Source organism: Microbacterium sp. NPDC006705, from assembly GCF_044903545.1.
Lineage (GTDB): Bacteria > Actinomycetota > Actinomycetes > Actinomycetales > Microbacteriaceae > Microbacterium > Microbacterium plantarum.
In genome coordinates, this window is the sequence record NZ_JBJDQQ010000001.1 from 1,930,907 (window position 1) to 1,957,389 (window position 26,483).

Sequence of the window (26,483 nt, forward strand, 5' to 3'; positions counted from 1 at the left end):
GACGAAAAAAGTGACGCCGGGTATCCGTAGGAACGGATACCCGGCGTTGCGTCTGTGGAGCCTAGGAGATTCGAACTCCTGACATCCTGCTTGCAAAGCAGGCGCTCTACCAGCTGAGCTAAGGCCCCGAGGGGTTCGGGGTGGGGCTACCAGGACTTGAACCTGGGACCTCTTCATTATCAGTGAAGCGCTCTAACCGCCTGAGCTATAGCCCCGTACCGACGCGCTTCACGCGCCGGCAACCTCCAAGACTTTACCCGATGATCCGGGAATCTACTAATTGGAGGTGAAGCCGACCAGCAGTCCGCCGGTGACCTTGACCATCACGTTGTAGATGCCGGCGACGACAGCGCCCAGCACCGTGATGACGATGAGGTTGAGGATGGCGACGACGGCCGCGAACGCCATGACCTGCGGCAGGTCGAGGAACTGCTTGATGGAGAAGTCACCGTTCGAGAACGCCACGAACAGCTCGTCCACCCGGTCGATGAGACCGGTGGTGCTGAGCACCATGAAGACGAGGAAGGTGGCGACGACCGTCACGATCGCCAGGGCCACCGCGGCGAGGAACGACAGCTTCACGGCCGACCAGAAGTCGACGTAGACGAGGCGCAGGCGGACCTGCTTCGCGCTGGTCTTGCTCGTGGACTTCTTGGCGAGTTTGTCGGCGACCGTGCTCATGCGTCAGAACCACTCTCTTCGGTATCCGCGGACGGGGGTGCATCCGGGGCGGAGGCATCCTCGGATGCCGCGTCTTCGGTCAGTCCACGCTCACCGTTGCGGGCGATGGCGAGGATGCGGTCGTCGTCACCGAACCGGGCGAAGACGACGCCCATGGTGTCGCGACCCTTGGCCGGGACCTCGGCCACGGAGGAGCGTACCACCTTGCCGCTGGCAAGAACCACGAGGACCTCGTCGGTCTCCGACACGATGAGGCCGCCCGCGAGCACCCCGCGATCGTCGTTCAGCTTGGCGACCTTGATGCCCAAGCCGCCGCGGCTCTGGGTGCGGTACTGGTCGACCGACGTGCGCTTGGCGTACCCGCCGTCGGTGACGACGAACACGTAGCCCTCGTCCCGCACGACCGATGCCGACAGCAGGCTGTCGTCCTCACGGAACGAGATGCCCTTCACACCTTCGGTCGATCGGCCCATCGGACGCAACGCGTCGTCGGTGGCCGCGAAGCGCAGCGACATCCCCTTGCGCGTGATGAGAAGGATGTCGTCGCCCTCGTCGACGAGCAGCGCGCTGACGAGTTCGTCGCCGCCGGCCTCGTCGTCCTGGCCGCGCAGGCGGATCGCGATGACACCGCCCTGGCGGTTGGTGTCGTACTCGGTCAGCGCGGTCTTCTTGACCTTGCCGTCGCGGGTCGCGAGTACCAGGTACTGCGCCGCGGCGTAGTCGCGAATGTCGAGGATCTGCGCGATCTCCTCGCCCGGCTGAAGCGCGAGGAGATTGGCGACGTGCTGGCCCTTCGCATCGCGGCCGGCCTCGGGAAGCTCGTACGCCTTGGTGCGGTAGACGCGGCCCTTCGTCGTGAAGAACAGCAGCCAGTGGTGCGTCGTCGTGACGAAGAAGTGCTCGACGACGTCATCCGCGCGCAGCTGGGCGCCCTTGACGCCCTTGCCGCCTCGGTGCTGCGAGCGGTAGTTGTCGCTCCGCGTGCGCTTGATATACCCGTCGCGGGTCACCGTGACCACCATCTCCTCTTCGGGGATGAGGTCTTCCATCGACATGTCGCCGTCGAACCCGTGGAGGATGTGCGTGCGCCGCTCGTCGCCGTACTTGTCGACGATCGCGGTCAGCTCTTCGCCGATGATCGAGCGCTGACGCGCGGGGGTGGCGAGGATGTCGTTGAGGTCGGCGATCTTCAGCTCGAGCTCGGTCGCCTCGTCGATGATCTTCTGACGCTCGAGCGCCGCGAGGCGGCGCAGCTGCATCGACAGGATCGCGTCGGCCTGCAGATCGTCGATGTCGAGAAGGGCTTTCAGTCCCTCTCGCGCTTCCTCGACCGTGGGGGAGCGGCGGATGAGCGCGATGACCTCGTCGAGGGCATCGAGCGCCTTGAGGTATCCGCGCAGGATGTGCATGCGCTTCTCGGCCTCGTTGAGGCGGTAGCGCGTGCGGCGGACGATGACCTCGATCTGGTGGGTGATCCAGTACGAGATGAATCCGTCGAGCGGGAGGGTGCGGGGCACGCCGTCGACGATCGCCAGCATGTTGGCGCCGAAGTTCTCCTGCAGCTGCGTGTGCTTGTACAGGTTGTTCAGCACGACCTTCGCGACGGCGTCGCGTTTGAGCACGACGACGAGGCGCTGACCCGTGCGGTCGCTCGTCTCGTCGCGGATGTCGGCGATGCCGGTGATCTTGCCGTCACGAGCGAGGTCGCGGATCTTCAGCGCGACGTTGTCGGGGTTGACCTGGTACGGCAGCTCGGTGATCACGAGGCAGTTGCGGCCCTGGATCTCCTCGACCTCGACGACGGCGCGCATCGTGATCGAGCCGCGACCGGTGCGGTACGCCTCGCGGATGCCCTTCGTGCCGAGGATCTGCGCCCCGGTGGGGAAGTCGGGGCCGTGGATGCGCGACATCAGCGCTTCGAGGAGTTCCTCGCGCGACGCATCCGGGTTCTCCAGCGACCACAGTGCGCCCTCGGCGACCTCGCGCAGGTTGTGCGGCGGGATGTTCGTGGCCATACCGACCGCGATACCCACCGAACCGTTGACGAGCAGGTTCGGGAAGCGCGAGGGCAGGACGACCGGTTCCTGGGTCTTGCCGTCGTAGTTGTCCTCGAAGTCGACGGTGTCTTCGTCGATGTCGCGGACCATCTCCATGGCGAGGGCCGCCATCTTGGTCTCGGTGTACCGGGGGGCCGCAGCACCTTGGTTGCCCGGCGAGCCGAAGTTTCCCTGCCCGTCGGCGAGCGGGTACCGCAGCGACCACGGCTGCACGAGGCGGACCAGCGCGTCGTAGATCGCGCTGTCGCCGTGCGGGTGGTACTGACCCATGACCTCACCGACGACGCGGGCGCACTTCGAGTAGCTCTTGTCGGGGCGGTAGCCGCCGTCGTACATGCCGTAGATGACACGGCGGTGCACCGGTTTGAGGCCGTCCTCGACGCGGGGGAGCGCACGCCCCACGATGACGCTCATCGCGTAGTCGAGGTAGCTCCGCTGCATCTCGACCTGGAGGTCGACCTGGTCGATGTTGCCGTGGTTGTGGGCAGGCGTGAGGTCGGGACGTTCTTCGTCAGACATACGTTCTCAGTTTCTCGATGTCGCTCGGCTCGATCAGATGTCGAGGAAGCGGACGTCCTTGGCGTTGCGCTGGATGAAGGTGCGGCGGGACTCGACGTCTTCGCCCATGAGCACCGAGAAGATCTCGTCGGCGGCGGCCGCGTCGTCGATCGTCACCTGGCGCAGGGTGCGGGTGCTGTGGTCCATCGTGGTCTCCCACAGCTCTTTCGGGTTCATCTCGCCGAGACCCTTGTAGCGCTGGATGCCGGATTCCTTGGGAATGCGCTTGCCGTTGGCGAGCCCGTCGGCGAGAAGAGCGTCGCGCTCCTTGTCGCTGAACACGTACTCGTGATCGGCATTCGTCCACTTCAGGCGGTACAGCGGCGGCATCGCCAGATAGACATAACCCGCTTCGATGAGCCCGCGCATGTAGCGGAACAGCAGCGTCAGCAGCAGCGTCGTGATGTGCTGCCCGTCGACATCGGCATCCGCCATCAGCACGATCTTGTGGTACCGCGCCTTCTCGACGGCGAAGTCCTCGCCGATGCCGGTTCCGAACGCGGAGATGATCGCCTGGATCTCGTTGTTGCCGAGAGCACGATCGAGTCGCGCCTTCTCGACGTTCAGGACCTTGCCGCGCAGCGAGAGGATCGCCTGCGTCTCGGGGTCACGGCCGCGCACAGCCGAACCGCCGGCCGAGTCACCCTCGACGAGGAAGATCTCGGAGATCGACGGGTCCTTGCTCGTGCAGTCCTTGAGCTTGTCGGGCATCGACGCCGACTCGAAGACGCTCTTGCGGCGGGCGGTCTCGCGGGCCTTGCGCGCGGCGAGACGCGCGGTCGCGGCATCCACCGCCTTCATGATGACGCGCTTGGCCTGGGCGGGGTTGCGGTCGAGCCAGTCCGTCAGCTGGTCGCCGACGATCTTCTGGACGAACGCCTTCGCCTCGGTGTTGCCGAGCTTCGTCTTGGTCTGACCCTCGAACTGCGGCTCGGAGAGCTTGACGGAGATGACGGCGGTGAGTCCCTCGCGGATGTCGTCACCGGTGAGGTTGTCGTCCTTCTCCTTGAGGAGGCCCTTATCGCGCGCGTAGGCGTTGACGCGCGTCGTCAGCGCCGCCCGGAAACCCTCTTCGTGGGTACCGCCCTCGTGCGTGTTGATCGTGTTCGCGAAGGTGAACACGTTCTCGGTGTAGCTCGTGGTCCACTGCATCGCGAGCTCGAGCGAGATGTGGCGCACGGTGTCCTCGGACTCGATCTCGATGATCTCGTCGTTGACCACCTCGGTCTTGCGCAGCTTGTTCAGGTACTCGACGTAATCGACGAGGCCACGCTCGTAGTGGAAGTCGTCGTGACGCTGCTGCGACTCGGAGCCACCCTCGTCGAGGTCGACGACCACGGCCGCCTCGGTACGCTCGTCGGTCAGCGTGATCCGCAGCCCCTTGTTGAGGAATGCGGTCTGCTGGAAGCGCGTGCGAAGAGTGTCGTAATCGAACGAGATCGTCTCGAAGATGTCGCCGTCGGGCCAGAAGGTGACGGTCGTTCCGGTCTCGTCGCTGTCCTCGCCCTTCGCCAGGGGAGCCTGCGGCTTGCCGCCGTCGGCGAACGTCTGGCGCCAGACCGATCCCTGACGCTTGATCTCGACCTCGAAGCGCGTCGAGAGCGCGTTGACGACCGACGATCCGACGCCGTGCAGTCCACCGGAGACGGCGTAGCCGCCGCCGCCGAACTTTCCACCGGCGTGCAGGACGGTCAGCACGACCTCGACGGTCGACTTCGTCGGATCGGAGGCGTGGGGATCCACCGGGATGCCGCGGCCGTTGTCGACCACCCGGAGTCCACCGTCTTCGAGGATCGTCACGTGGATCGTGTCGCAGTAGCCGGCCAGCGCCTCATCGACCGCGTTGTCGACGATTTCGTAGACGAGGTGATGCAGACCACGCTCACCCGTGGATCCGATGTACATTCCCGGACGCTTCCGCACCGCCTCGAGGCCTTCGAGCACCTGGATCGCGTCGGCGCCGTACTCGTTGGGCACCTTCGCCGAGGTCTCCTCAGCCGAATCGGGGGTTTCGGGGTCTTCGGGAACGCTGTCGGGATTCTGAGACGTCATAGGTTTCGAGCGCTCCACATCGGTTCGGTCAGTCCCGCTCAGTCTACCCGTTCGGGCGCTCTCACGCGGCCCTCAGCGCCCGTATGGCGAACGAAAGTCGGATTCGATGACTGGGGACGTGGCTCATCCGTAGGTATCGCGAGGGCCACGGCCTGGAACGGCTCTGGGGCCCCATTTCCAGGAGGGGACGTCCGGGCCTACAAAACGCACCGACTCGACCCCCGATTGTGGGAACGCTTTCACGAGCTGCGTCGTGATGACCGTCCGCATCAGGTGGAGGTTCTTCGCCCACGCCGTCGAGTCGCACTGCACGGTGAGCACGCCGTCGGAGAGCGCGACGGGGGATGCGTGGCGCGCGGTCTCCTCGCCGGCGACCTCCGCCCAGCGCAGCACGAGATCCTCGCGGGAGAGCTGGGCGTCCCACCCGGCCTGACGAGTGAGGTCGGCGATGACGTCACCGAGTCCCTTGGGGTCGCGTCCGGACGTGAAGGGCTGGTTCTCGTCGTCGTCCGTCCGCTGCCGACGGCGCTTCTTCCACCGGCCCGAGGGCTCGAGCCCGCGCAGGCGCAGATACGTGGAGATCGTCTCCGGCGCTTCGTCAGACGGCAGCATCGGAATCCTCGTGCAGCGTGCCCGCCTCGACCCGAACGGTGCGCGCACGCAGACCGAGCGGAACGTCTTCGGAGACCGCCGCCGTCACGATGACCTGTTCGTAGTCGGCGACGATGCCGGCCAGGCGCGCGCGCCGATCAGCATCGAGCTCGGCGAAGACGTCGTCCAGGATCACGATGGGGTCGCCCAGCGTCGACTCCGCGCGCAGCAGCTCGGCCGACGCGAGGCGGAGGGAGAGGGCGACGGACCACGATTCGCCGTGCGACGCGTAGCCCTTCACCGGAAGATCGCGGATGCGCAGGATCAGGTCGTCGCGGTGCGGGCCGACGAGCGTGATGCCGCGGTCGAGCTCCGCGCTGCGACGATCGGCGAGGGCGGTGCGGAAGAGCTGCTCGATCGCCGCCGCGTCGGCGATGCCGGCGTCGGCAGGCGAGTCGTCCTCTTCCGGATCGGCTCCGCCGACGGAGAGCGCCCACTGGAGTTGGGGTCGATGGTCGGCACCGGCGATGGCGGTGTAGGCGCGGGCGACGGGGCCGGCGAGTTCGGATGCCAGTCGCAGACGGGCCCGGATGACGTCGGTGCCGAGCGAGACGAGCTTGTCGTCCCATACCTCGAGTGTCGAGAGCCCGTCTCCACGGACACCGCGGGCGCGGGCGGATTTCAGCAGGGCGTTGCGTTGCTTGAGCACGCGGTCGTAGTCGGCGAGGACGCCCGCAAGCCGCGGGGCACGCTGAATGAGGAGCTGATCGGCGAATCTTCGGCGCGCCGACGGATCACCGCGCACGATCTGCAGGTCTTCCGGTGCGAAGAGGACGACCTGCGCGTAGCGGGGGAGTTCCGCCGTACGCACGGGCGAACCGTTGACGCGAGCCTTGTTGGAGCCGGTGCGATTGAGCTGCGCTTCGAGCTGCACCCGTCGCTGACCGTGAGCGAGCCGGGCTCGGACGAAGGCGGCATCCGCGCCGTCGCGCACCATGGGTGCGGCCTGCGACACTCGGTGGGAACCGAGCGTCGCGAAGTAGCCGATCGCCTCGGCGAGATTCGTCTTTCCCTGACCGTTGCGCCCGACGAACACGTTCGCCCCGGGAGCGAGAGAGAGCTCGGCAGCCGCGTAGTTGCGGAAGTCCACCAGGCTCAGCTGCTCCACGATCATCAGATCACCCTAGTTCTCGTCTCCGACAGTCCCACCGAGGTGGTCGTGATCGGGGCGATCAGCGCAGGAGGAGGTTGGGCTGCAGCAGGTACTTGAACGACTCCACGCCGCCCGAGGTCTGCGGGGTGATGAGAATCGGGCTGAGCTTGTTCGCGTTCTCGCTCGAGGTGAAGGTGACGCGGGTGAACTCGCTCTTCACGGCCGCGAGCGCCTCGAGCAGGTACTGCGGGTTCAGGCCGATGACGACCTCCTCGCCCGTCAGCGTCGCGTCGACCGACTCGGTCGCGCGTGCCTGCTCGGTGCCCGACGCATCCATCGAGACCCCGTCGGCGCCGAACGTGAAACGCAGCGGAGCCGAACGGTCGAGCACGAGGGCGACACGCCGCACGGCTTCGATGAGCTCACCGGTGTTGACGACGGCGTGGTGGTCGGTCGCCTCGGGGAACAGGCGGCGGACCGGCGGGAAGTTCCCCTTGATGAGCAACGACGTGACCGTCTTGTTGCCGGCGGTGAAGGCGATGATCTCGCGGTCGCCGGAACCGGAGAACGACACCGTGATGTCGCCGGAGTGGGCGAACGTCTTACCCACCTCGGTGAGTGTGCGTGCCGGGACGAGCGCGGTGGTGGTGTTCTCGTCGGCGACGATCCCGCTGTCGAACGGGATGTCGCGGAGCGCCACGCGGTAACGGTCGGTGGCGACGAGGCTGAGCTGGGTGCCGCTCACCTCGAGCTGAACGCCGGTTAGCACAGGAGTCACGTCATCGCGCGACGCCGCGAAGGCGACCTGCGAGATCGCCGTGGCGAAGTCCTCGGCCGGCACGACACCCGATTCGCCCGAGACCTCGGGGATCGCGGGATATTCCTGTACCGGCATCGACGCGAGCGTGAAGCGCGCAGATCCACAGGTGAGGAGGATCCCGTCGTCGTCGACGGCGATCTGGATCGGCGCGTTCGGCAGGCGGCTGGCGATCTCCGACAGCAGACGACCGTGCACGAGGATCGTGCCCGGGTCGTCGACGGTGGCCTCGATCGTCGTGCGTGCGGACGCCTCGTAGTCGAACGCCGACAGCGAGAGACCCGCCTCGGTGGCTTCGATCAGCACACCCGCGAGGATCGGCTGCGGGTTGCGCTGGGGGAGGAGCTTCACGACGAACGACACAGCCTCGCTGAAGACGTCGCGATTGACCTGGAACTTCACTGGCGCTCCCTTGTCGTGGATGAAAGCTCTCCCATGCTAGTGCCCAACCCGAGCGGTTCCCGAAGCACGGTTGCGACCGGCCTCACCGCCGTCGAGGTGATCGAATCGCAAATTCTCTAGATGTAACTGTCTTCTTCATCTCCGCTGTGGAAACTGTGGACAACTCGGTGGATACCAGTCGGGACACGGGAACCACACGGATGTAACTTGTGAGCCGGCTGCGGATGATCGTGGGATGACGTCGGCCGCGCTCGGATCGCTGTCGAGCGGCGATCCACAGGAGATGTGTGATTCGTTCACAACTCTTCGACGACGAATCGAAGTTATCCACAGGTTTTCCACACTGTGCAGAACGGCATGATCGGGCGTCGCGCGACCCCTGTCAAGCTGAGCTCAGCGTCGGCCGAGCTGCGACGTGATCTCGGAGACCTGGTTGTAGATCGAGCGGCGCTCCTTCATGAGCTCGCTGATCTTCTTGTAGGCGTACATCACGGTGGTGTGGTCGCGGTTGCCGAAGAGCTGACCGATCTTGGGCAGCGACAGGCTGGTGCGCTCGCGGCAGAGGTACATGGCGATCTGTCGTGCGGTGGCCACGGCCTGCGAACGGCTCGAACCGTACAGATCGTCGACGGACAGTCGGAAGTACTGCGCGGTCGCCGTGATGATGTCGGTGGGGGAGATGACGTTCGCGTCATCCTGATCCACGATGTCGCGCAGCACGGTCTGTGCGAGGGAGATGTCGAGGTTCGACCGGTTGAGGCTCGCGAACGCCGACACGCGGATGAGCGCGCCTTCGAGCTCGCGGATGTTCGACGAGACCTTCGTGGCGATGTACTCGAGGACGTCGTCGGGGACGAGGAGCCGCTCGGACTGCGCCTTCTTGCGCAGAATCGCGATGCGGGTCTCGAGGTCGGGTGCCTGCACGTCGGTGATCAGGCCCCACTCGAAGCGACTCCGCATGCGGTCCTCGAAACCGGTGAGGTGTCGAGGGGGCACGTCGCTCGTGATCACGACCTGCTTGTCGTGATCGTGGAGGGTGTTGAACGTGTGGAAGAACGCTTCCTGCGTCTCGGCGCGACCCTGCAGGAATTGGATGTCGTCGATCAGCAGGATGTCGACCTCGCGGTATCGCGCCTGGAAGGCCGAGCCGCGGTTGTTGGCGATCGAGTTGATGAAGTCGTTGGTGAACTCCTCGCTCGACACGTATCTGACACGGATGCCGGTGTACAGGTTGAGCGCGTAGTCACCGATCGCGTGGAGGAGGTGCGTCTTGCCGAGCCCCGAGTCGCCGTAGATGAACAGCGGGTTGTAGGCCTTGGCGGGAGCCTCGGCGACGGCGACCGCGGCCGCGTGGGCGAAGCGGTTGGACTGCCCGATCACGAAGTTGTCGAACGTGTACTTCGGGTTCAGCCGGGTGTCGTGGCGCGAGGTGGAGACGGGCGCTTCGACGTATTCCTCGCCGGCCGGCCGCAGCGGTGCCGGCGCAGCCGCGGACTGAACCGGGATCGGCGCCGTGAGGTGCGCGTCGGCGAGCTCCGGGTTGACGACGACGCGGTAGCTCGAGGCACCGGGCTCGACATGGACGTGTGCGAGCGCTTCCATGATCGGCTGGCGCAGGCGCTTGTTGAGCTGGGCGGCGGTGAGGTCGTTCGGAACGTCGAGGTAGAGCGTTCCCCCCATCACGCCCTGAGCCACAGCGAGACTCAGGAACCCCTGCATCTGCGGGGTCACCCGGTCATCGTCGGCGAGCAGGTCGAGGACCGCGTTCCACACCGGTACGTCCGGGAGATCGTGCTGAGCCAAGAGTTCCCCCGCGGATGATCGATGCTTTTCCACACAGCTACGCGCCAAACTGGGGATAGCTGTGGATAACTGCCCGTGACACGCTAGTCATGCGGTGTCGGGAGCGCCAAATCCACTGTAGTTCCGGCCCGCGTGTCGCCGCCAGGGCCTGTGTACAGCGGTGGATAATTGCGGGTTCCCGTCGCTCCGGTTTGAGTTACCGGGCATCGCGACGTACCCTTAGTCGGTTGACTTATGCCCGCGAGGGCAGTCCTGTACCCCCGTGTCCCCGGTCTGAAGCGTTCCGGTGACCGCCGATCCGGAGTGATCCCTATGAGCAAGCGCACGTTCCAGCCCAACAACCGCCGCCGCGCCAAGAAGCACGGCTTCCGCGCCCGCATGCGCACCCGCGCCGGTCGCGCCATCCTGTCGGCTCGCCGCGGCAAGGGCCGCACCGAGCTGTCGGCCTGACACAGCCTCTTCTGTGCTGGCGCGCGGAAACCGGATCACGCGCGGGGCGGATTACAAGGCCGTCGTCCGCGGGGGTGCTCGCTGTGCCGGTGCGCACACCGTGACCTACGTGGTGTCCACCGGTGCGAGCAGAGCTCCCCGGTTCGGTTTCATCGTCAGTAAGCAAGTCGGATCAGCCGTCGTGCGCAATACAGTGCGCCGACGGCTGAAGGCCGTTTGCGCGCAAGCGCTTCCCGACGTCCGTGAGGGCGCCGACATCGTGATCCGAGCGCTCCCCTCAGCGGCGCGCTCGGATTTCGCTGATCTGAGAGACGAGGTGGAACGGTGTCTGCGACGGCGAGCGGCGGTATGAGCTGGTCGACGCTGCCCACCGCTTCCGTCGGTGAGGGACACCTGGCCGCGGCATCCGTGCTCCGCGCGGCGCCGCTCGTTCCGCGTAATGCCGGGATCGCGCTGCTGCACGCCTACCGTTCCGTTGTCTCGCCGCTGTACGGCGACGTCTGCAAGTACTACCCGAGCTGTTCCGCGTACGCGGTGGGGGCCGTGCAGCAGCACGGGCTCGTGAAGGGCTCCGCCCTCGCCGCCGCTCGGCTCGCCCGATGCCACCCGTGGGCGCAGGGGGGCGTCGATGACGTCCCCGCCCATCGGGACTTCCGCCACACGCTGACCAGGCACGGCTTCGTCGTGCCGCCGAGAAAGGACTGATCCCGTGCTGGATCTCTTCCTCGCCACGCCGACTCCCGTCGTGCCGACCCCGACGACTCCTCCTCCCGGCGGTGCTGACTTCTTCAGCACGATCATGTGGCCGTTCAAGTTCCTGGTCGAGGCGATCCTGGTCTTCTGGCACTGGGTTCTCACCGCTGTCGGCATGCCGGCCGCCGCGGGCGCGACCTGGGTCATGTCGATCATCGGTCTGGTCATCGTCGTGCGTTCGGCCCTGATTCCGCTGTTCGTGCGGCAGATCAAGAGTCAGCGCAAGATGATGGAGCTCGCGCCCGAGATGCGCAAGATCCAGGAGAAGTACCGCGGTAAGCGCGATCAGCTGTCGCGCGAGGCCATGAGCCGCGAGACGATGGCTCTGTACAAGAAGCACGGTACGACGCCAGTGTCGAGCTGCCTTCCGCTGCTGGTGCAGATGCCCATCCTCCTCGGCATGTTCTACACGCTGAGTGACGTAAAGAAGCACGCCGAGTGGGGCGTGGGCGGTGTCGGCCTCCTCAACGTCGACCTCACGAAGCAGTTCTACGACGCGCAGCTGTTCGACGTGGCGCCGCTTCACACGAACATGATCGAGGCGATCAACCTCGGTCAGACGGCAACCGTCACCATCCTCGTGATCCTCGTCGTGCTGATGATCGCGTCGCAGTTCATCACCCAGCTGCAGATCATCTCGAAGAACCTGTCGCCCGAGGCGAAGACCGGCCAGGCGTACCAGATGCAGAAGATCATGCTCTACGTGCTGCCGCTGGCGTTCATCTTCTCCGGTGTCTTCTTCCCGCTCGGCGTCGTCATGTACTGGTTCACGTCGAACATCTGGACCATGGCGCAGCAGTTCATCGTCATCCGCAACCTGCCGACCCCCGGCTCGGAGGCGGCGAAGGCTCGCGAGGAGCGCCTCGCACGCAAGGGCAAGGCCCTCGACGCCAAGGGTCGCGTCGTGTCCATGGAGAAGTACCAGGCTGAGCAGCAGCGACTCCTCGAAGAGGCTGAGCGTGCCCGCGCGGCTCAGCCGAAGCGTCAGCAGCCGATGAGCAAGCAGCGCGCGAAGAAGCAGTCGAACAAGGATGGCTCGCAGGGCTGACCCTGCCGGCATCCCTCATCGCACAGATCGAACCACGCGAGGAATCATGACGAACCCCACGGAGTCCCCGGCGGCTGAGCGCGCTGACGCGACGGTCGAAGAGCTCGAGCACGAAGGCGACATCGCCGCTGATTACCTCGAGGGCCTGCTCGACATCGCCGACATCGACGGCGACCTCAACCTCGACGTGCGCGCCGGACGGGCATACGTATCGGTAGAGGCGGACGACCCGAGCGCGCTGCGTGTGCTGTCGGACCCCGACGTCGTGCAGGCGGTGCAGGAGCTGACGCGGATCGCCGTTCAGACGAAAACCGGACGCTTCTCGCGCCTCATCCTCGACATCGGGGGATCGCGCGACGCGCGCCGGCGCGAGCTCGAGCGTCTCGTTGACCGTGCCGTCGAGCGTCTCAACGACGGAGCATCGCAGGCATCCCTGCCGGCGATGTCCAGCTATGAGCGCAAGCTGGTTCATGACATCGCGTCTGAGCGTGGTGTCGTCTCGGAGTCCTACGGCGAAGGCGCAGACCGCCACACCGTCATCCGACATGGCTGATGTTTCACGTGAAACACCCGTGACCGAGCCGGAGCCGACGAGTGCCGTGGAGGCGCTGTTCGGCGCTCGGGTGGACCTGGCCCGGCATTACACCTCTGCGTTGGCAGCGCACGGCGAGGAGCGCGGCCTGATCGGCCCGCTCGAGTTGCCGCGGCTGTGGACTCGACACGTTCTCAACTGCGCGGCCGCGGCTCCACTTTTCACGGGCCGTGTCGGAGATGTTGGATCCGGCGCGGGTCTGCCTGGGCTCGTGCTCGCGATCGCGCGACCGGACGTCGAATGGGTGCTCATCGAGACGATGGAACGACGAGTCACCTGGCTTACCGAGCAGGTAGCGGATCTCGGGCTCGACAACGTCGAGATCGTTCGATCCCGCGCCGAAGAATGGAACGGCGCTGGAACGCTGGATGGCGTCACAGCTCGCGCTGTCAGCGCCTTGCGGACACTCGTCCCGATCACGGCACCGCTGGTTCGGGATGGGGGAGAGCTCTTCCTGCTGAAGGGCGCGAATGCTGAAGCAGAGATCGCCGCTGCCGACAAGGTGATCCGCCGCTTCAAGCTGCGTGATGTGCGCGTGGAGATGGTGGGAGAGTCTGTCCTCGCTGAGCCCACGCGCGTCCTGCGCGCGACGGTGCGGTGATGTTTCACGTGAAACAGCGGATCCAGCACGTTGCCACCTCACGTTTCACGTGAAACATCGCGGGCGGCCGTTTCACGTGAAACGTCAGAGGCCGTCCGTAGAGTGAGACCACGAACCGAGGAGTTGAACGAATGGCAGAACCCGAATCGGGCCGCGCGTCCTTGACGTTCGATTCTCCCCTCGCACGCGAGCTGGCGGATCTGTCTTCGCGCCGCCGGGCCCTGGACGCCGTTTCGGTCGACTTTTCCGGGGATCCGCGAGTCATCACCGTCTCTAATCAGAAGGGTGGCGTCGGGAAGACCACCACCGCGGTGAACCTCGCTGCTGCATTGGCTTCGCTAGGCGCCCGCGTGCTGGTGATAGACCTCGACCCGCAAGGGAACGCCTCGACCGCCCTGGGCGTGCCGCACAGCGCTGACGTTCCCAGCGTGTACGACGTGCTGATCGACCAGTTCCCGCTCTCGGACATCGTGCAGGTGAGTCCCGAGTCGCCCAATCTTCTCTGCGCGCCCAGCACGATCCACCTCGCGGGCGCTGAGATCGAGCTGGTCCCGCAGGTCGCACGTGAGCACCGGCTGCGTACGGCGGTCGAGGACTACCTCGCTTCCACGGATGACCGCATCGACTTCGTCGTGATCGACTGCCCGCCGTCGCTCGGGCTCCTGACGATCAACGCTTTCACGGCCGCGCACGAGCTGCTGATCCCCATCCAGTGCGAGTACTACGCGCTGGAAGGTCTGAGCCAGCTTCTCGGGAGCGTCTCTATGATCCAGAAGCACCTGAACAGCCGTCTTCACCTGTCGACCATTCTGTTGACGATGTACGACGGACGTACCCGTCTGGCGCAGCAGGTGGCCGAGGAGGTGCGGTCGCACTTCCCGAATGAGGTCCTCCGCACGGTGATTCCGCGCTCGGTTCGCGTCTCGGAGGCGCCGAGCTTCGGTCAGACGGTCATCGCCTACGATGGGCAATCGGCTGGCGCGGTGGCCTACCGCGAGGCAGCCGTCGAGATCGCGCAGCGTGCATCTGCGGCGGCACAAGGAAACAAGGGAGAAGCCTGATGGCCAAGCGCACCGGATTGGGCCGAGGAATCGGCGCACTCATCCCCACGTCCGAGGCAACCGAGGCTCGGCCCGTCGATGTCTTCTTCCCCGGGGGCAAGACGACGACAGCTGCCACGGAGGCGCCGGCGCCCGCAGAAGTGAAGGCGGACGGGGGCCCCGCGCTCGTCTCGATTCCCGGAACCGCACTGATCCAGGTCGATCCGAACGAGATCGTGCCCAACCCGCGGCAGCCCCGTACCCACTTCGACAGCGAAGACCTCGCCGAACTGGTGCACAGCGTTCGCGAGTTCGGCGTGCTCCAGCCGGTCGTCGTCCGCACGAACGAGGACGGCAAGTACGAACTGATCATGGGTGAGCGCCGCACCCGCGCCGCTCGCGAGGCCGGTCTCACGGCGATCCCGGCCGTGTTGCGCGACACGTCGGACGAGAATCTCCTCCGCGACGCGCTCCTCGAGAACCTGCACCGCTCTCAGCTGAATCCGCTCGAGGAGGCGTCCGCCTATCAGCAGCTCCTCGAGGACTTCGGGATCACCCAGGAGGAGCTCGCGACTCGTATCGGACGTTCACGCCCGCAGATCAGCAACACCATCCGCCTTCTGCGCCTGCCGGTACCGGTCCAGCAACGCGTTGCGGCCGGTGTGCTCAGCGCCGGCCACGCGCGCGCGATCCTCTCTGTCGACGGTGCGGACGGTATGCAGCGCCTCGCCGACAAGATCGTGAACGAAGATCTCTCGGTACGTGCTGCGGAAGCAGCGGCGAAGACGATCGAGGCGGCGGGGACTCGACGCCCCGCGCCGAAGGCCGGGGGAGTCCGCGCGCACCTGGACGAGGTCGCCGGGCGTCTCGGCGACCGCCTCGACACAAAGGTGAAGATCTCGCTCGGCGCGCGCAAGGGGCAGATCGTCGTGGACTTCGCGACCATTCAGGATCTGAACCGTATCCTCGCCGAGCTGGGCGAGGACGCGTACGGCGCACGCTGACCCTCATGTCGGTGGCGCGACGTAGGCTTGTTCGGTGACAAACGAGCGGAACGCGAGGCGCGCGAGCGTCGAGCTGCTGCGGGCTGAAGCAGCAGATGAACTTTCCGTCCTCGTCGAAGAGCGGCTCCGCGCTGGCGAAGACCCATGGGAGTTCATGGAGGAGCTGCCCTCCGTCGACGAGCTCGTCGTTCTCATGCTGCGCGCCGAGAACATCGCCGCTTACGGCGGGGGTCGCCCCAGCTCGTCCCGCAACTATCGCCTCCTTCGTCAGATCGCGATGGATCACCCCGAACTGACCCGAGCCGTATGGCGCCTGCTGGGCAGTGAGCCCCACCGTCGGTGGGACGCAGCGACGCGCGCCGACGCCTCCTGACGAACCGCGACAGCAGAGCGCCGACACGAAAAAGCCCCGGTCAGATCAGTGATCCGACCGGGGCTTCTTTGTGTCTGGGGGTCAGCCGATGTAGGAGGCGAGGTCCTGCTCGAGTGCGAACTTCGGCTTCGCGCCGATGATCGTCTTCTCGACCTCGCCCTTGTTGAAGACCTTCATCGCGGGGATGGAGGTGATCTGGTACTGCATGGCGAGGTTGGGGTTCTCGTCGACGTTCAGCTTGAGCACCGTGATCTTCTCGGGGTGCTCGGTGGCGATCTCGTCGAGGATGGGTCCGACCATGCGGCACGGACCGCACCAGGCGGCCCAGAAGTCGACGAGGACGGGTCCATCGGCGTCGAGGACGTCCTGCTGCCAGGTGCTCTCGGTCGTGGCCTTGGCGGTCATGGTGATCTCCTTCGAAAGGGTGTCGCCTACGTCAACGACGTGGGCGGGTGAATTGTTCCGCGGTGCGGCCGTCAGGCCGCGTCGCTCTCGTCGTTCGTCTCGGTCTCGGCGACGAGTGACTCGAGGCCCTCGTCAGGGCGACCGCGGAGCGGGGAGCTGTCGGCCGCGGGCTCGGACGCTTCGCCCAGGGCGGCGAGGTAGTGCTCGACATCGAGTGCAGCGACGGTTCCGCTGCCCGCGGCGGTGACCGCCTGGCGGTACGTCGGGTCGATGACGTCGCCGGCCGCGAAGACGCCGGGGACGGAGGTGCGCGAGGAGCGACCGTCGACCCAGACGGTGCCGTGCTCCGTGAGGTCGAGAGATCCGTGCACGAGGTGCGTGCGGGGGTCGTATCCGATCGCCACGAAGATGCCGTCGAGCGCGAGCTCACGCGTCGAGCCGTCGACCGTGTCGCGGAGGACGACGCCTGTGACGGCATCCTCGCCCAGGATGTCGGCGACCTCGCTGTTCCAGACGAACTCGATCTTGTCGTTGTTCATCGCGCGGTTCTGCATGATCTTCGAGGCGCGCAGCTCGTCGCGACGGTGGATCACGTAGACCTTCGACGCGAACTTCGTCAGGAACGTCGCCTCCTCCATGGCCGAGTCGCCGCCACCGACGACGGCGATCGTGCGCTCGCGGAAGAAGAAGCCGTCGCAGGTGGCGCAGTACGACACGCCACGGCCCGACAGGCGGCTCTCGCCCTCGATGCCGATCTTGCGCGGGGCCGACCCGGTCGCGAAGACCAGGCTGTCAGCCTCGTGGGTGGCGCCACTGCCGAGGGTGACCTTCTTGACCGGTCCGTCGATGTCGAGCTCGACGACATCGTCGTAGAGGACCTCGGTGCCGAACTTCTCGGCCTGCTCCTGCATCTTGGTCATGAGGTCGGGCCCCATGATGCCCTCGGGGAAGCCGGGGAAGTTCTCGACCTCGGTGGTGTTCATCAGCTCGCCGCCCGCTTCGACCGAGCTCGCGATCAGCAGCGGCTTCAGGTTCGCGCGCGCCGCGTAGATCGCGGCCGTGTAACCGGCGGGGCCGGATCCGATGATGATGACCTGTCGCACGTCGACATCCCTTTCTGGGGTCTGGAATCCGCGTCGCGGATACCCCGACACGTCCAACCCATGGTAGCCGCGAGGCATTCCCCGGCGGCCGTGGGGGAGGGGTGTCAGCGGCCGAGGATGCGGCGCACCGCGCGCACGGCTGTGCCGAGCTCCGGGGCACGGAGGAGTGCGAGGAGGATGACGTAGACGACGAGGGTCGCCAGGCCGATGACGGCACCGCCGAACAGGGCTCCGAGGTAGCCGCCGGCGACCCAGCCCGCGCTACCGCCGAGAAGAGCGAAGACGAGCCAGCCGACGGCGGCGGCGGGGATGCCGGCGACGACGAAGCGGACGACGGCGCGGACGGCTCCGCCGAGGCCGAGCGGACCGATCTTGCGTCGCAGCAGGATGACGGCGAGAGCGAGCTGGACGACGTTCGCGAGCGACTGCCCGAGGGCGATGCCGACAGCGAGGTGCTCGAGGGGCAGGATCGCGGCGGCGATGAGGGCGGTGACGACCACCAGCACCGCTTGGGCGAGAGTGAAGAAGAAGGGAGTGCGAGTGTCCTGGTGGGCGTAGAACGTCCGCTGCAGCACGAACTGGAACGACAGCGGCAGGAGGGCCACCAGGTACGCTGCGAGGACCCAGGCGAAGGCCTGGGCGGCATCCGGGGTCTTCGTGAAGACGCGGGAGATCGGAACGATCGCCGCCACGATCGCCGCGAGGGCGCCAACCATGAAGATCCCGATGGTGCGGGTCGCCGAATCCAGGTCGGCCCGCAGTGCGTCGGGCCGGTTCGCGGAGACGTGTTCGCTGAGGCGCGTGAAGTACGGCGTGCCGATCGACAGCACGATCACCGAGAAGGGGAGCATGAAGACGAGCCAGGCGTATGACAGGACGGCGATCGACGGGCCGCTCGATGACGCCGAGCCGACGATGTTGGTCTGGATGAGCCCGGCGATCTGACCGACGACGACCATGAGGAACGTCCACCCGGCCAGTCGTCCGATGTGGCGGAGCCCGATGCCGCGCCAGTGGAAGTCGGGGCGGACGCGCAGCCCGGCACGGCGCCAGAAGAGCAGCAGGACGAGGGCCTGGAACACGATGCCGAGCGTCGCTGTGCCGCCCACGATCGCGACCATCGTCGGGGTCCAGCCCGCGGCATCCTCACGGACGCCGAACATCCAGATGAACAGCAGGAAGCCCGCGATCGAGACGACGTTGTTGATGATCGGCGACCACGCGAACGGCCCGAAGACCCGGCGGGCGTTCAGGATCTCGCCGAGCAGCGCGTACAGGCCGTAGAAGAGCAGCTGGGGGAGGCACCAGTACGCGAAAGCCAGCGCCAGCGCCTGCGTCTCGGGCGCGAGTTTGTCGCCGTATGCGATCACGAGCAACGGGGCGGCGATGACGGCCAGCGCCGTCGTCACCGCCAGGGCGATCACCCCGAGGGTCAGCAGCTTGGACACGAAAGCGCTGCCGCCGTCGCGGTGCTTGGCCGCCTGGATGATCTGGGGGACGATCACGCCGGCCAGGAGGCCGGAGGAGATGATCGCGTAGATGTTGTTGGGCAGCTGCGTGGCGAGCGTGAAGGCGTCCGCCGCACCGGCGCCCACGGTCCCCAGCGCCGCGGCGAGCACGATGTTGCGCACGAGGCCCGTGACCCGGGAGACGAGTGTTCCCGCGGCGACGACCGCTCCTGCCCGGCCGATTCCGCTCACTCGGTGTTCTCCTGCTGTTCGGGGATGTCGTTCTGTCCGGAGGGGGTCTCGCTCCGCCGACGTCGGAGCTTCAGAATCGTCCGGATCACGCCGCCTGCGATGAGGACGACGACGATGATGACGATGGCGGTGATGCCGACCGACTCCCACTCGGCGCGCACGGTGAGGCCGATGCGCTCCGACGCGCCGATCGGCACGGCGGCCGTGCTCCGCAGCTGCAGGCTGAGGGTGGTCTCGCCGCTTCCGACGCGTGCCTCGACCGGCACGTCGACGCGGGTGTTCTGCTGCGCGCCCGCTTCGACGACCGTCGCGTTCTGCACGATCAGGCGGGGGTCGCCGGTCTCGGCGAAGAGCACGAGCGAGACCGGCCAGGGCAGGTCGTTACGCACGGTGACGGGGATCGGGGCACTCGTCGCGAGGAAGTTGATCGTGCCGGGGTTGGCGATGCCGACCGCGTCCAGCGTGCTCTCGGTGTTCTCCTCGTGCTGCGCCACGGCCGCTGCCCAGCCGATCGGCTCGGCCAGCCAGGCGTCGCCGATCAGCTGGAGGATGGCGGTGCGTTCCCGCGCCGTCAGCTGCGCGGGTTCGACCAAGGCCGTGGCGAAGGTCGCGAGCCGTTCCTCGTCGGCGAGGAAGCGCTGCAGGGCTGCGACGCGATCGTCATCGGCGGGGATATCGGCAACGGTGACCTGGGCACGGTCGGCGGCGCGGAGATCCTGGAGTGAGGTCGGCGTCGCTCCCGGGCTGCCGGTGACCGCCGTGATGGCCGCTCGGACGCTGGCGCGTGAGCTCGTCGCGGGACGGTCGATCGTCGCCACGATCGGACGGTCGCCGCTCAGGGCGACCTGCGCGTTCGCCGCAGCGAGCTCGGCGTTGCGAACCGGTGCGTCGTCGGATGCCGCGGCGACGCGCGCCAGCTCGGCCGACACCACCTGGTCGTACACGAGCAGGTCGGCGTCACCGATAGCGGCGCGAACCCCGCTATCGCCCCCGGAGACGGTGTCGGACGGCACGAGAGTCAGCGCGTCGGCATCCGCTCCGGCCTGAGCGTCGACGGTCGTGACGACGTTCGCGCCGGCTGTGCCGCTGGCGGGCCAGAAGACGTCGCGAACGGTGTTCGCCGCGGTTCCGACCGCGAGGAGCTGACGCGTGTCGGGCACGCTGGCGGGAGCGGTGGAACCCGCTGCGGCGCTGAAGTTCGCCGGGTCCGCGTACGGCTCGAGCGTCGTGGGTTCGAGCGGGGCTGTCAGGCCGGCGTGCACCTGGGTCGCGAGGTCGGCGTCGCCGAACTGCAGGGCGAAGCGCTCGTTGGGAAGCGCCATGAGGCTCGTGAGCCAGCCCACGGCATCTGCCGGCGCGCCCGAGCCCAGCACGCGGATCGACGCCACGATCGCGGGATCGATCGCGAGAACCGCAGTCGTCCCGGTGACGGCGTCGAGAACCGCGCTGAGCGCCCCGTCTTCGGCGGTGAGCTCCGTGAGCTCGGTCGCCGTGAGCAGGCCTGTGGTGCGGGCCCCTGCGGTGATGGGGACGATGACGGTCGCCGTGCGTGCCGGGGCGTCGGGACGGGGCACGGTGATGACCGTGCGCGCCGAGCCGCCGGGGCCCGACACGGCGATCGGGTACACGCCGGGGGCGAGACCGACGAGGTTCTTCTCGGTCGCCGGGATCGATACGTCGGTGGCGCGCTCGTCACCCGCGGGGAGCTCGGCGACGTCGGCGCGCGCGACCTCTTCGAAGGCCGGCAGGGCTTCTTCAGCGTCAGCGTCGGGCCGCAGCCAGTCGACGACCGCCTGTGGGGAGGTCAGGGCCGAGCGTGACAAGGTCACCGACAGCGCGCCGGCGGGCAGCGCGCGCGGCGATCCGTTGCGCTGGTCGACCGAGATGACGGCGTCCGCGCCGGTTGCGACGATGCCGCCGCTCGCGGGAGCGGCGATGAGCGAGGCGATGCCGGGGGATCCGGGCGTCGCACTGGCCGTCGGGGTCGGCGCCGGGCTCGGCGGGGAATCGGCGAGAGCGGCTGCCGGAGAGGCGAGAGGGGCCAGCGCGATCGCGGCAGCGGCGAGCCAGCCGAGCACGCGGGCACCGCGACGGCCGCGACGGGCGCGTGTGGTGGCAGGGGAAATGTCGGTCATGGCGGCTCTCGACCCGCTGCGATACCCGACCGCAGGGTCGCACAGAGTCTAGGGCGGCCCTGCTGTGCGTCATCCGAGGCGGGCCGGGCCTGCGGCTTTTCGCGCGTCGCAGGGTTGAATGGTCGAGTGACCCTGTACCCCGAGGCCGGCCGCTGCGCGGCTCTCCGTACCGACCTGGATGCCGCGGGATACCGCGCCGACGCCGTGCGAGCCCTCTGGGGAGGGATGGTCGACACCGCGGTGGGTCACGGACTCATCGAGCCCGCCCGTCGCGTGCTCACGGGGCGCTCCGATGCCCTGGCAGTGCTGGCGGGGCTGCTCTTCCTGGGCGGGCCGGCATCGCGCGCTGCGGTGGATGCCGCACTGCCGTCTCTGGGAGCCACCGGGCTCGCAGAGCTCGGACTCGCGCACCTCGAGGGTGATCTCGTGGTCCCCGACGCCCTGGTGCGCCCGCAGGACATCGCGGATGCCGCGGGCGAGGGCCACTGGTGGATCGCGAGCGATCTCGATGAGGCGGCAGTGGGCGGCCCGCTGCCCACGGGTCATGTTCTCGGCGTCGGCGGTGCGTCATTGACACTCGCGGGACTGCAGCTGACGTCACGGGTCGGGCGCGTGCTCGACATCGGCACGGGGTGCGGCATCCAGGCTCTTCGCGCGCGGCGCGCGGGTGACAGGGTCGTGGCCACGGACGTCTCTGAGCGCGCTCTCGCCTTCACGCGCTTGAACGCACTCCTCAACGACGTCGACGGGATCGAGACGCGGGCCGGCAGCCTGTTCGAGCCGGTCGCCGGCGAGCAGTTCGAGCGGGTCGTCTCCAATCCGCCGTTCGTGATCACGCCGCGCGTGGAGGGCGTCCCCGCGTACGAGTACCGCGATGGCGGGATGTCGGGCGACGACCTCGTGGCGGCTTTCGTGCGCGGCGTCGGTCCGGTGCTCGCTCCTGGCGGTGTCGCGCAGCTGCTCGGCAACTGGGAGTACCGCGCCGGCGAGGACGGCCTCGATCGCGTGCGCTCCTGGGTGTCGGAGTCGCCGGTGGCCCTGGATGCCTGGGTCGTCGAGCGTGAACAGCTCGACCCGCTCGCCTACGCCGAACTCTGGGTCCGCGACGGCGGCACCGCTCCGGGGTCACCGGCGTATGCGCCGCTCGTGCAGGCGTGGCTCGACGATTTCGCCGCGCGGGGGGTCATCGCCGTGGGGTTCGGCTACATCACGCTGCACCGCCCGACCGTCATCCCCACGCTCGCCCGATACGAGCGCATCGCAGGCAGCATCCCCGGCGCCCTCGGCCCGCATATCGGAGAGTCGCTCAGCGCGTGGCAGCGACTCTCGAGCATGACGGACGCCGATCTGGATGCGGCGGTGCTGCGGGTCGCGCCAGATGTGACCGAGGCCCGCCATCACGTTCCCGGAGCCGAGGACCCTCAGGTCATCGAACTGCGTCAGGGAGCGGGCTTCGGCCGGGTGCTCGACGTCGATCCCGCGCTCGCCGCCCTCGTCGGGGCCAGCGACGGTGATCTGCCGGTCGGTGTGCTCGTCGCGGCGATCGCCGACCTGCTCGACGTGGATGCCGTCGCCCTGCGTGCCGACCTGTTGCCGCGCGTCCGCGAGCTGCTGTTCACGGGTTTCCTGCGTTTCGCCGACTGATCGCGGACTCGGGAGCTGCAGGGGAGGGCCGGTAGGCTCGGAGGCATGCTGAACATGGCCGAGGGTGTCGCGCGCCTGGGTGCCCTGGCAGCGTCTCCCGTCGTCTCGGCGCTCGCCGACGCGTTCGAGCGCGCGGGCTTCGAGCTGGCCATCGTCGGGGGGCCCGTGCGTGATGCGCTGCTGGGACGCGCGACCAACGATCTCGACTTCACCACGAACGCCCGACCCGACGACATCCTTCGGGTCGTCGACCCTCTCGCCACCGCGACGTGGGACATCGGACGCGCCTTCGGCACGATCGGTGCGAAGGTGCGCGGTGAGCAGATCGAGATCACGACCTACCGCGCCGACAGCTACGACGGACTGACCCGGAAGCCCACGGTGGAGTTCGGCGACACCCTCGAGCAAGATCTCGCGCGCCGCGATTTCACCGTCAATGCGATGGCCCTGCGCGTTCCGGGACCATCCCTGGTCGACCCGACGGGCGGAGTCGAGGACCTCGTCGCGACGACGCTGCGCACGCCGAGTGATCCCGCGGTGAGCTTCGGCGACGACCCGCTCCGGATGCTGCGCGCCGCGCGCTTCGCCTCCCAGCTCGGCTTCTCGCTCGATCCCGCCACCGAGCAGGCGATGACCGAGCTGCGCGAGACGCTCTCGATCGTGAGCCCCGAGCGGGTGCAGGGCGAGTTGGTGAAGCTGCTCCGCACCGACGACCCCGCGCGCGGCATCCGACTGCTCGTCGACACCGGCCTCATGCAGCTCGTGCTGCCCGAAGTGCCGGCGCTGCGCCTCGAGATCGACGAGCACCATCACCACAAGGACGTCTACGAGCACTCGCTGACGGTGCTGCGCCAGACGATCGAACTCGAGCACGAACGGCATCCGGGCGCGGAGCCCGACGTGGTGCTGCGCCTCGCGGCGCTCCTCCACGACATCGGCAAGCCCGCGACGCGCAAGCTCGAGCCCGGTGGTGGAGTGAGCTTTCACCACCACGACCTCAAGGGCGCACGCATGGCACGCAAGCGCCTGCAGGCCCTCCGCTTCGACTCCGACACCATCTCGTCGGTGAGCCGTCTGGTCGAACTGCACCTGCGCTTCTTCGGGTACTCCGAGGGCGCGTGGACCGACTCGGCCGTGCGGCGGTACGTCCGTGACGCGGGCGACGAGCTGGAGCGACTCCACATCCTCACGCGCGCCGATGTCACGACGCGGAACAAGCGGAAGGCCGCCCGCCTGAAGTCGGCGTACGACGACATCGAGCGCCGCATCGACGAGCTGGCCGCGGCCGAGGAGCTCGGCGCCATGCGCCCCGAGCTCGACGGCAACCGCATCCAGGAGATCCTCGGGATCCGTCCGGGGCGTGAGGTGGGTGAGGCGTACCGGTTCCTCCTCGACATCCGCCTCGACGAGGGGATGATCGGCGAGGATGCCGCGGAGCAGCGTCTGCGCGAGTGGTGGGCCGCGCGCTCGGACGGCTGACGACCGCGGTCAGCCCTACCGCGACGGGTTCGTCCGGCTTAGGCTGAGGGCGCTCCTTCACCGCCGATCGGAGTCGTCCGTGTCCTCGTCGTGGTCCGCGAAATGGGATGTCGCTCCCGAGTCGTCCCGTCTGCTGATCGAACGCGCGCGGGACGAGCTGCTGGCCGGGGCTGACGCCGAGCGTCGACTGGACGACGTCCGGTCGCTCGTCCGCGAATCGTGGCGCCGTTCGATGGCGAACCTCGTCCGCGCCGAGGCACTGCCACCGCTCGAGTTCGACGAACGAGCGCTGGCCGCATACCGTAGCGCCCACCCGCTCGCCGGGGTCATGGACATGGTCCGTGCGCTGCTCGTGCCGAGCACTGATTCCGGAGTGGTCGTCGCCGTGGGGGATGCCGCCGGCCGTCTGCTGTGGGTCGAAGGCGACACCAGCGTGCGGACCCTCACCGGCGACATGGGCTTCGTGGCGGGCGCGAACTGGTCGGAATCCACCGTCGGCACCTCGGCGCCCGGGACGGCGCTTCAACTCGACCGGTCGGTGCAGATCCGCGGGGCGGAGCACTTCAACCGCCTCGTGCAGCCCTGGTCATGCACGGCTGCACCGGTGCACGACCCCGAGACCCGCCGACTTATCGGCGTCATCGACGTGACCGGTCGGGCGGAGGCGGCCACGCCGCAGGCGCGACTCCTCGTCGACGCGACGGCGCGGGCGATCGAGAGTGAACTCCTGGTGGCGCGACTGCGTTCCCGGGCCGACCCGCCACGCGGCTTCGCCCGGCAGCGTCGACGGGATGCCGCAGCACCGACCGCCTCGACCCTGCGTGTGCTCGGTCGCGATCGCGCTCTCCTGGAGACCACTGATGCCTCCGGAGAGCGGATCGTCGAGGTGTCGGCTCGGCACGCCGACATCCTGCTGATGCTCGCCACCTACCGTCAGGGGCTTTCGGCGGAGCGACTCGCCGAGCTCGTCTACGGTCCCGACGCGACGGACACTCTTCGACCCGAGATGGTTCGGCTACGGCGGGTGCTCGAGCAGGCCGCCCCCCACCTCGTGCCGTTGTCGCGGCCCTACCGCCTTCCGGCCGAGCTCGAGACCGACGCGCAACAGGTGGCGTCCCTGCTCGACCGCGGCGCTCACCGCGTCGCCCTCGCGGCGTACGCGGGCCCGGTCCTGCCGGACTCGAGCGCTCCCGGGACGGAGGAGGTTCGTGATCGGCTTCGCGCCTCTCTGCGTGAGGCTCTCCTGGCGGAGGCATCGGTGGACGTGCTGCTGGAGTACGCCGACACAGACGATGGCGCGGACGACGTCGATGTCCTGCGTCTCTGCCTGCAGCTGCTTCCGGCACGGTCGCCGAAACGGGCGGGCATCGTCGCACGACTGACCTCCCTCGGCAACCCCGCGGACTGACCGTTTCGTCGTGGCGCAGCCGCTGGGAGGATGGCCGGACGATGTTGCACGTGAAACATCGGAGGAGGCGACCGATGAGGACGACACGAATCTCATGGACGAGCATCGGATCCGTCGAGACGCTCGACCGGTGTACCGCGGAGTATTCCGATGACGGCATCCGCATCGTCGGAGAGGTCGATGGCGGAGACGGACCCTGTCGTTATGCGGTACGAATCGATGAGCACGGCCTGTTCCATCACGCGGCGATCGAGTCGGGCGGGCGGACACTTCACGTCGAACTCGTGGACGGCGTGTGGTCGGTCGACGGTGAGGAGCGTCCCGATCTCGCCGGTGCGACCGACATCGACATCACGGCCACGCCGGCCACCAACGCTCTTCCGATCCGAAGGCTGGGGCTCGCCGTGGGCGGCCGAGCCGACGTCGAGGTTGCGTGGGTGCAGGTGCCGTCGCTGGATGTCGCTCTGGGGCGCCAGCGCTACACGCGCGTCGGGCCGCGCGCTTACTGCTTCGAGTCGCGGGATCGCGACTTCCGGCGCACGCTCACCGTCGATGATGACGGCTTCGTCCTGAGCTACCCGGGAGTCTTCGAGCGGGTGACGGGATCGTGACCGACGTGGCGAAGAGGAGAAGA

Annotated in this window: 24 protein-coding genes and 2 tRNA genes; 13 read left to right on the forward strand and 13 right to left on the reverse strand. The window is 67.7% G+C overall.

The window, feature by feature from the left end; all coding sequences use genetic code 11:
* Positions 1-55: 55 nt before the first annotated feature.
* From ACI2K6_RS09220 to dnaA, 9 genes are all read right to left on the reverse strand, one after another.
* Positions 56-128: transfer RNA gene (locus tag ACI2K6_RS09220), tRNA-Ala, on the reverse strand.
* Positions 129-141: 13 nt separating this feature from the next.
* Positions 142-215, reverse strand: a tRNA-Ile gene (locus tag ACI2K6_RS09225).
* Between the two features lie 61 nt (positions 216-276).
* Positions 277-681 (reverse strand): DUF3566 domain-containing protein, encoded by a 405-nt coding sequence (locus ACI2K6_RS09230; protein ID WP_112615523.1) that lies wholly within the window; start codon positions 679-681, stop codon positions 277-279.
* Entirely contained in the window at positions 678-3,257 is a 2,580-nt protein-coding gene (gene gyrA, locus ACI2K6_RS09235) for a DNA gyrase subunit A (RefSeq protein ID WP_112615521.1), read from the reverse strand. The genes ACI2K6_RS09230 and gyrA overlap by 4 nt, the downstream gene beginning before the upstream one ends.
* Before the next feature lie 33 nt (positions 3,258-3,290).
* Entirely contained in the window at positions 3,291-5,348 is a 2,058-nt protein-coding gene (gene gyrB / locus ACI2K6_RS09240; RefSeq protein ID WP_404568458.1) for a DNA topoisomerase (ATP-hydrolyzing) subunit B, read from the reverse strand.
* Between the two features lie 123 nt (positions 5,349-5,471).
* Positions 5,472-5,960 carry a DUF721 domain-containing protein gene (locus ACI2K6_RS09245; RefSeq protein ID WP_112615518.1) on the reverse strand — a complete coding sequence of 163 codons (489 nt, stop codon included), beginning with the start codon at positions 5,958-5,960 and terminating at the stop codon, positions 5,472-5,474.
* Positions 5,947-7,113 (reverse strand): DNA replication/repair protein RecF, encoded by a 1,167-nt coding sequence (gene recF / locus ACI2K6_RS09250; protein ID WP_404568459.1) that lies wholly within the window; start codon positions 7,111-7,113, stop codon positions 5,947-5,949. Before recF ends, ACI2K6_RS09245 begins: the two co-directional genes overlap by 14 nt.
* Positions 7,114-7,171: 58 nt before the next feature.
* Positions 7,172-8,311 carry a DNA polymerase III subunit beta gene (gene dnaN, locus ACI2K6_RS09255; protein ID WP_112615514.1) on the reverse strand — a complete coding sequence of 380 codons (1,140 nt, stop codon included), beginning with the start codon at positions 8,309-8,311 and terminating at the stop codon, positions 7,172-7,174.
* A gap of 393 nt (positions 8,312-8,704) precedes the next feature.
* Positions 8,705-10,030, reverse strand: a complete 1,326-nt coding sequence (dnaA, locus tag ACI2K6_RS09260) for a chromosomal replication initiator protein DnaA (RefSeq protein WP_240309637.1) — start codon at positions 10,028-10,030, stop codon at positions 8,705-8,707.
* Positions 10,031-10,426: 396 nt separating this feature from the next.
* Here dnaA and rpmH point away from each other — a divergent pair, with 396 nt between their 5' ends.
* The 9 genes from rpmH (at position 10,427) to ACI2K6_RS09305 (ending at position 15,975) form a co-directional block, all read left to right on the forward strand.
* Entirely contained in the window at positions 10,427-10,564 is a 138-nt protein-coding gene (gene rpmH / locus ACI2K6_RS09265) for a 50S ribosomal protein L34 (protein ID WP_036304730.1), read from the forward strand.
* 13 nt (positions 10,565-10,577) lie between these two features.
* Positions 10,578-10,916: a ribonuclease P protein component gene (gene rnpA / locus ACI2K6_RS09270; RefSeq protein WP_023953438.1), complete on the forward strand. Its 339-nt coding sequence runs from the start codon at positions 10,578-10,580 to the stop codon at positions 10,914-10,916.
* Entirely contained in the window at positions 10,913-11,269 is a 357-nt protein-coding gene (gene yidD, locus ACI2K6_RS09275) for a membrane protein insertion efficiency factor YidD (RefSeq protein ID WP_354452220.1), read from the forward strand. Before rnpA ends, yidD begins: the two co-directional genes overlap by 4 nt.
* Before the next feature lie 7 nt (positions 11,270-11,276).
* The gene (gene yidC / locus ACI2K6_RS09280) at positions 11,277-12,365 is read left to right on the forward strand and encodes a membrane protein insertase YidC (RefSeq protein WP_112616914.1); all 1,089 of its coding nucleotides are present in this window, start codon (positions 11,277-11,279) and stop codon (positions 12,363-12,365) included.
* 46 nt (positions 12,366-12,411) lie between these two features.
* Positions 12,412-12,918: a R3H domain-containing nucleic acid-binding protein gene (locus ACI2K6_RS09285; RefSeq protein WP_274179125.1), complete on the forward strand. Its 507-nt coding sequence runs from the start codon at positions 12,412-12,414 to the stop codon at positions 12,916-12,918.
* A complete protein-coding gene (rsmG, locus tag ACI2K6_RS09290) occupies positions 12,911-13,558 on the forward strand; it encodes a 16S rRNA (guanine(527)-N(7))-methyltransferase RsmG (RefSeq protein WP_354451729.1) in 648 nt (215 codons plus the stop codon). Before ACI2K6_RS09285 ends, rsmG begins: the two co-directional genes overlap by 8 nt.
* A gap of 131 nt (positions 13,559-13,689) precedes the next feature.
* On the forward strand, positions 13,690-14,619 hold the full coding sequence (locus ACI2K6_RS09295; protein ID WP_404568460.1) for a ParA family protein: 930 nt from the start codon (positions 13,690-13,692) through the stop codon (positions 14,617-14,619).
* Positions 14,619-15,602: a ParB/RepB/Spo0J family partition protein gene (locus tag ACI2K6_RS09300; RefSeq protein ID WP_404568461.1), complete on the forward strand. Its 984-nt coding sequence runs from the start codon at positions 14,619-14,621 to the stop codon at positions 15,600-15,602. The genes ACI2K6_RS09295 and ACI2K6_RS09300 overlap by 1 nt, the downstream gene beginning before the upstream one ends.
* A 34-nt stretch (positions 15,603-15,636) precedes the next feature.
* On the forward strand, positions 15,637-15,975 hold the full coding sequence (locus ACI2K6_RS09305; RefSeq protein ID WP_404568462.1) for a tryptophan synthase subunit alpha: 339 nt from the start codon (positions 15,637-15,639) through the stop codon (positions 15,973-15,975).
* An 81-nt stretch (positions 15,976-16,056) separates the two neighbouring features.
* Here ACI2K6_RS09305 and trxA read toward each other — a convergent pair whose 3' ends face one another.
* The 4 genes from trxA to ACI2K6_RS09325 all read right to left on the reverse strand — a co-directional run bounded on the left by trxA (position 16,057) and on the right by ACI2K6_RS09325 (position 21,318).
* Positions 16,057-16,380, reverse strand: coding sequence for a thioredoxin (gene trxA, locus ACI2K6_RS09310; protein WP_023953450.1), 324 nt, complete (start codon positions 16,378-16,380; stop codon positions 16,057-16,059).
* A 71-nt stretch (positions 16,381-16,451) separates the two neighbouring features.
* Positions 16,452-17,483, reverse strand: coding sequence for a thioredoxin-disulfide reductase (trxB, locus tag ACI2K6_RS09315; protein WP_269268411.1), 1,032 nt, complete (start codon positions 17,481-17,483; stop codon positions 16,452-16,454).
* 104 nt (positions 17,484-17,587) lie between these two features.
* Positions 17,588-19,183 (reverse strand): murein biosynthesis integral membrane protein MurJ, encoded by a 1,596-nt coding sequence (gene murJ, locus ACI2K6_RS09320; protein ID WP_404568463.1) that lies wholly within the window; start codon positions 19,181-19,183, stop codon positions 17,588-17,590.
* The gene (locus ACI2K6_RS09325) at positions 19,180-21,318 is read right to left on the reverse strand and encodes a DUF6049 family protein (RefSeq protein WP_404568464.1); all 2,139 of its coding nucleotides are present in this window, start codon (positions 21,316-21,318) and stop codon (positions 19,180-19,182) included. Before ACI2K6_RS09325 ends, murJ begins: the two co-directional genes overlap by 4 nt.
* A gap of 126 nt (positions 21,319-21,444) precedes the next feature.
* On the opposite strand from ACI2K6_RS09325, the gene ACI2K6_RS09330 reads away from it, so the two are divergent.
* From ACI2K6_RS09330 to ACI2K6_RS09345, 4 genes are all read left to right on the forward strand, one after another.
* Positions 21,445-22,962 carry a methyltransferase gene (locus ACI2K6_RS09330; protein WP_404568465.1) on the forward strand — a complete coding sequence of 506 codons (1,518 nt, stop codon included), beginning with the start codon at positions 21,445-21,447 and terminating at the stop codon, positions 22,960-22,962.
* Positions 22,963-23,007: 45 nt separating this feature from the next.
* Positions 23,008-24,441, forward strand: a complete 1,434-nt coding sequence (locus ACI2K6_RS09335) for a CCA tRNA nucleotidyltransferase (RefSeq protein ID WP_323986928.1) — start codon at positions 23,008-23,010, stop codon at positions 24,439-24,441.
* A 79-nt stretch (positions 24,442-24,520) separates the two neighbouring features.
* The gene (locus ACI2K6_RS09340) at positions 24,521-25,849 is read left to right on the forward strand and encodes a GAF domain-containing protein (protein WP_354451738.1); all 1,329 of its coding nucleotides are present in this window, start codon (positions 24,521-24,523) and stop codon (positions 25,847-25,849) included.
* A 74-nt stretch (positions 25,850-25,923) separates the two neighbouring features.
* Positions 25,924-26,460 carry a putative glycolipid-binding domain-containing protein gene (locus ACI2K6_RS09345; protein ID WP_274179134.1) on the forward strand — a complete coding sequence of 179 codons (537 nt, stop codon included), beginning with the start codon at positions 25,924-25,926 and terminating at the stop codon, positions 26,458-26,460.
* Positions 26,461-26,483 lie beyond the last annotated feature (23 nt).

Coding starts and splice junctions, on each gene's coding strand:
- dnaA (WP_240309637.1), bottom strand. CDS start 10,030: ATGCAGGGGTTCCTGAGTCTCGCTGTGGCTCAGGGCGTGATGGGGGGA.
- ACI2K6_RS09245 (WP_112615518.1), bottom strand. CDS start 5,960: ATGCTGCCGTCTGACGAAGCGCCGGAGACGATCTCCACGTATCTGCGC.
- ACI2K6_RS09325 (WP_404568464.1), bottom strand. CDS start 21,318: ATGACCGACATTTCCCCTGCCACCACACGCGCCCGTCGCGGCCGTCGC.
- rsmG (WP_354451729.1), top strand. CDS start 12,911: ATGGCTGATGTTTCACGTGAAACACCCGTGACCGAGCCGGAGCCGACG.
- ACI2K6_RS09335 (WP_323986928.1), top strand. CDS start 23,008: ATGCTGAACATGGCCGAGGGTGTCGCGCGCCTGGGTGCCCTGGCAGCG.
- ACI2K6_RS09300 (WP_404568461.1), top strand. CDS start 14,619: ATGGCCAAGCGCACCGGATTGGGCCGAGGAATCGGCGCACTCATCCCC.
- ACI2K6_RS09345 (WP_274179134.1), top strand. CDS start 25,924: ATGAGGACGACACGAATCTCATGGACGAGCATCGGATCCGTCGAGACG.
- ACI2K6_RS09285 (WP_274179125.1), top strand. CDS start 12,412: ATGACGAACCCCACGGAGTCCCCGGCGGCTGAGCGCGCTGACGCGACG.
- trxA (WP_023953450.1), bottom strand. CDS start 16,380: ATGACCGCCAAGGCCACGACCGAGAGCACCTGGCAGCAGGACGTCCTC.
- recF (WP_404568459.1), bottom strand. CDS start 7,113: ATGATCGTGGAGCAGCTGAGCCTGGTGGACTTCCGCAACTACGCGGCT.
- yidD (WP_354452220.1), top strand. CDS start 10,913: ATGAGCTGGTCGACGCTGCCCACCGCTTCCGTCGGTGAGGGACACCTG.
- ACI2K6_RS09230 (WP_112615523.1), bottom strand. CDS start 681: ATGAGCACGGTCGCCGACAAACTCGCCAAGAAGTCCACGAGCAAGACC.
- gyrB (WP_404568458.1), bottom strand. CDS start 5,348: ATGACGTCTCAGAATCCCGACAGCGTTCCCGAAGACCCCGAAACCCCC.
- gyrA (WP_112615521.1), bottom strand. CDS start 3,257: ATGTCTGACGAAGAACGTCCCGACCTCACGCCTGCCCACAACCACGGC.
- ACI2K6_RS09295 (WP_404568460.1), top strand. CDS start 13,690: ATGGCAGAACCCGAATCGGGCCGCGCGTCCTTGACGTTCGATTCTCCC.
- rpmH (WP_036304730.1), top strand. CDS start 10,427: ATGAGCAAGCGCACGTTCCAGCCCAACAACCGCCGCCGCGCCAAGAAG.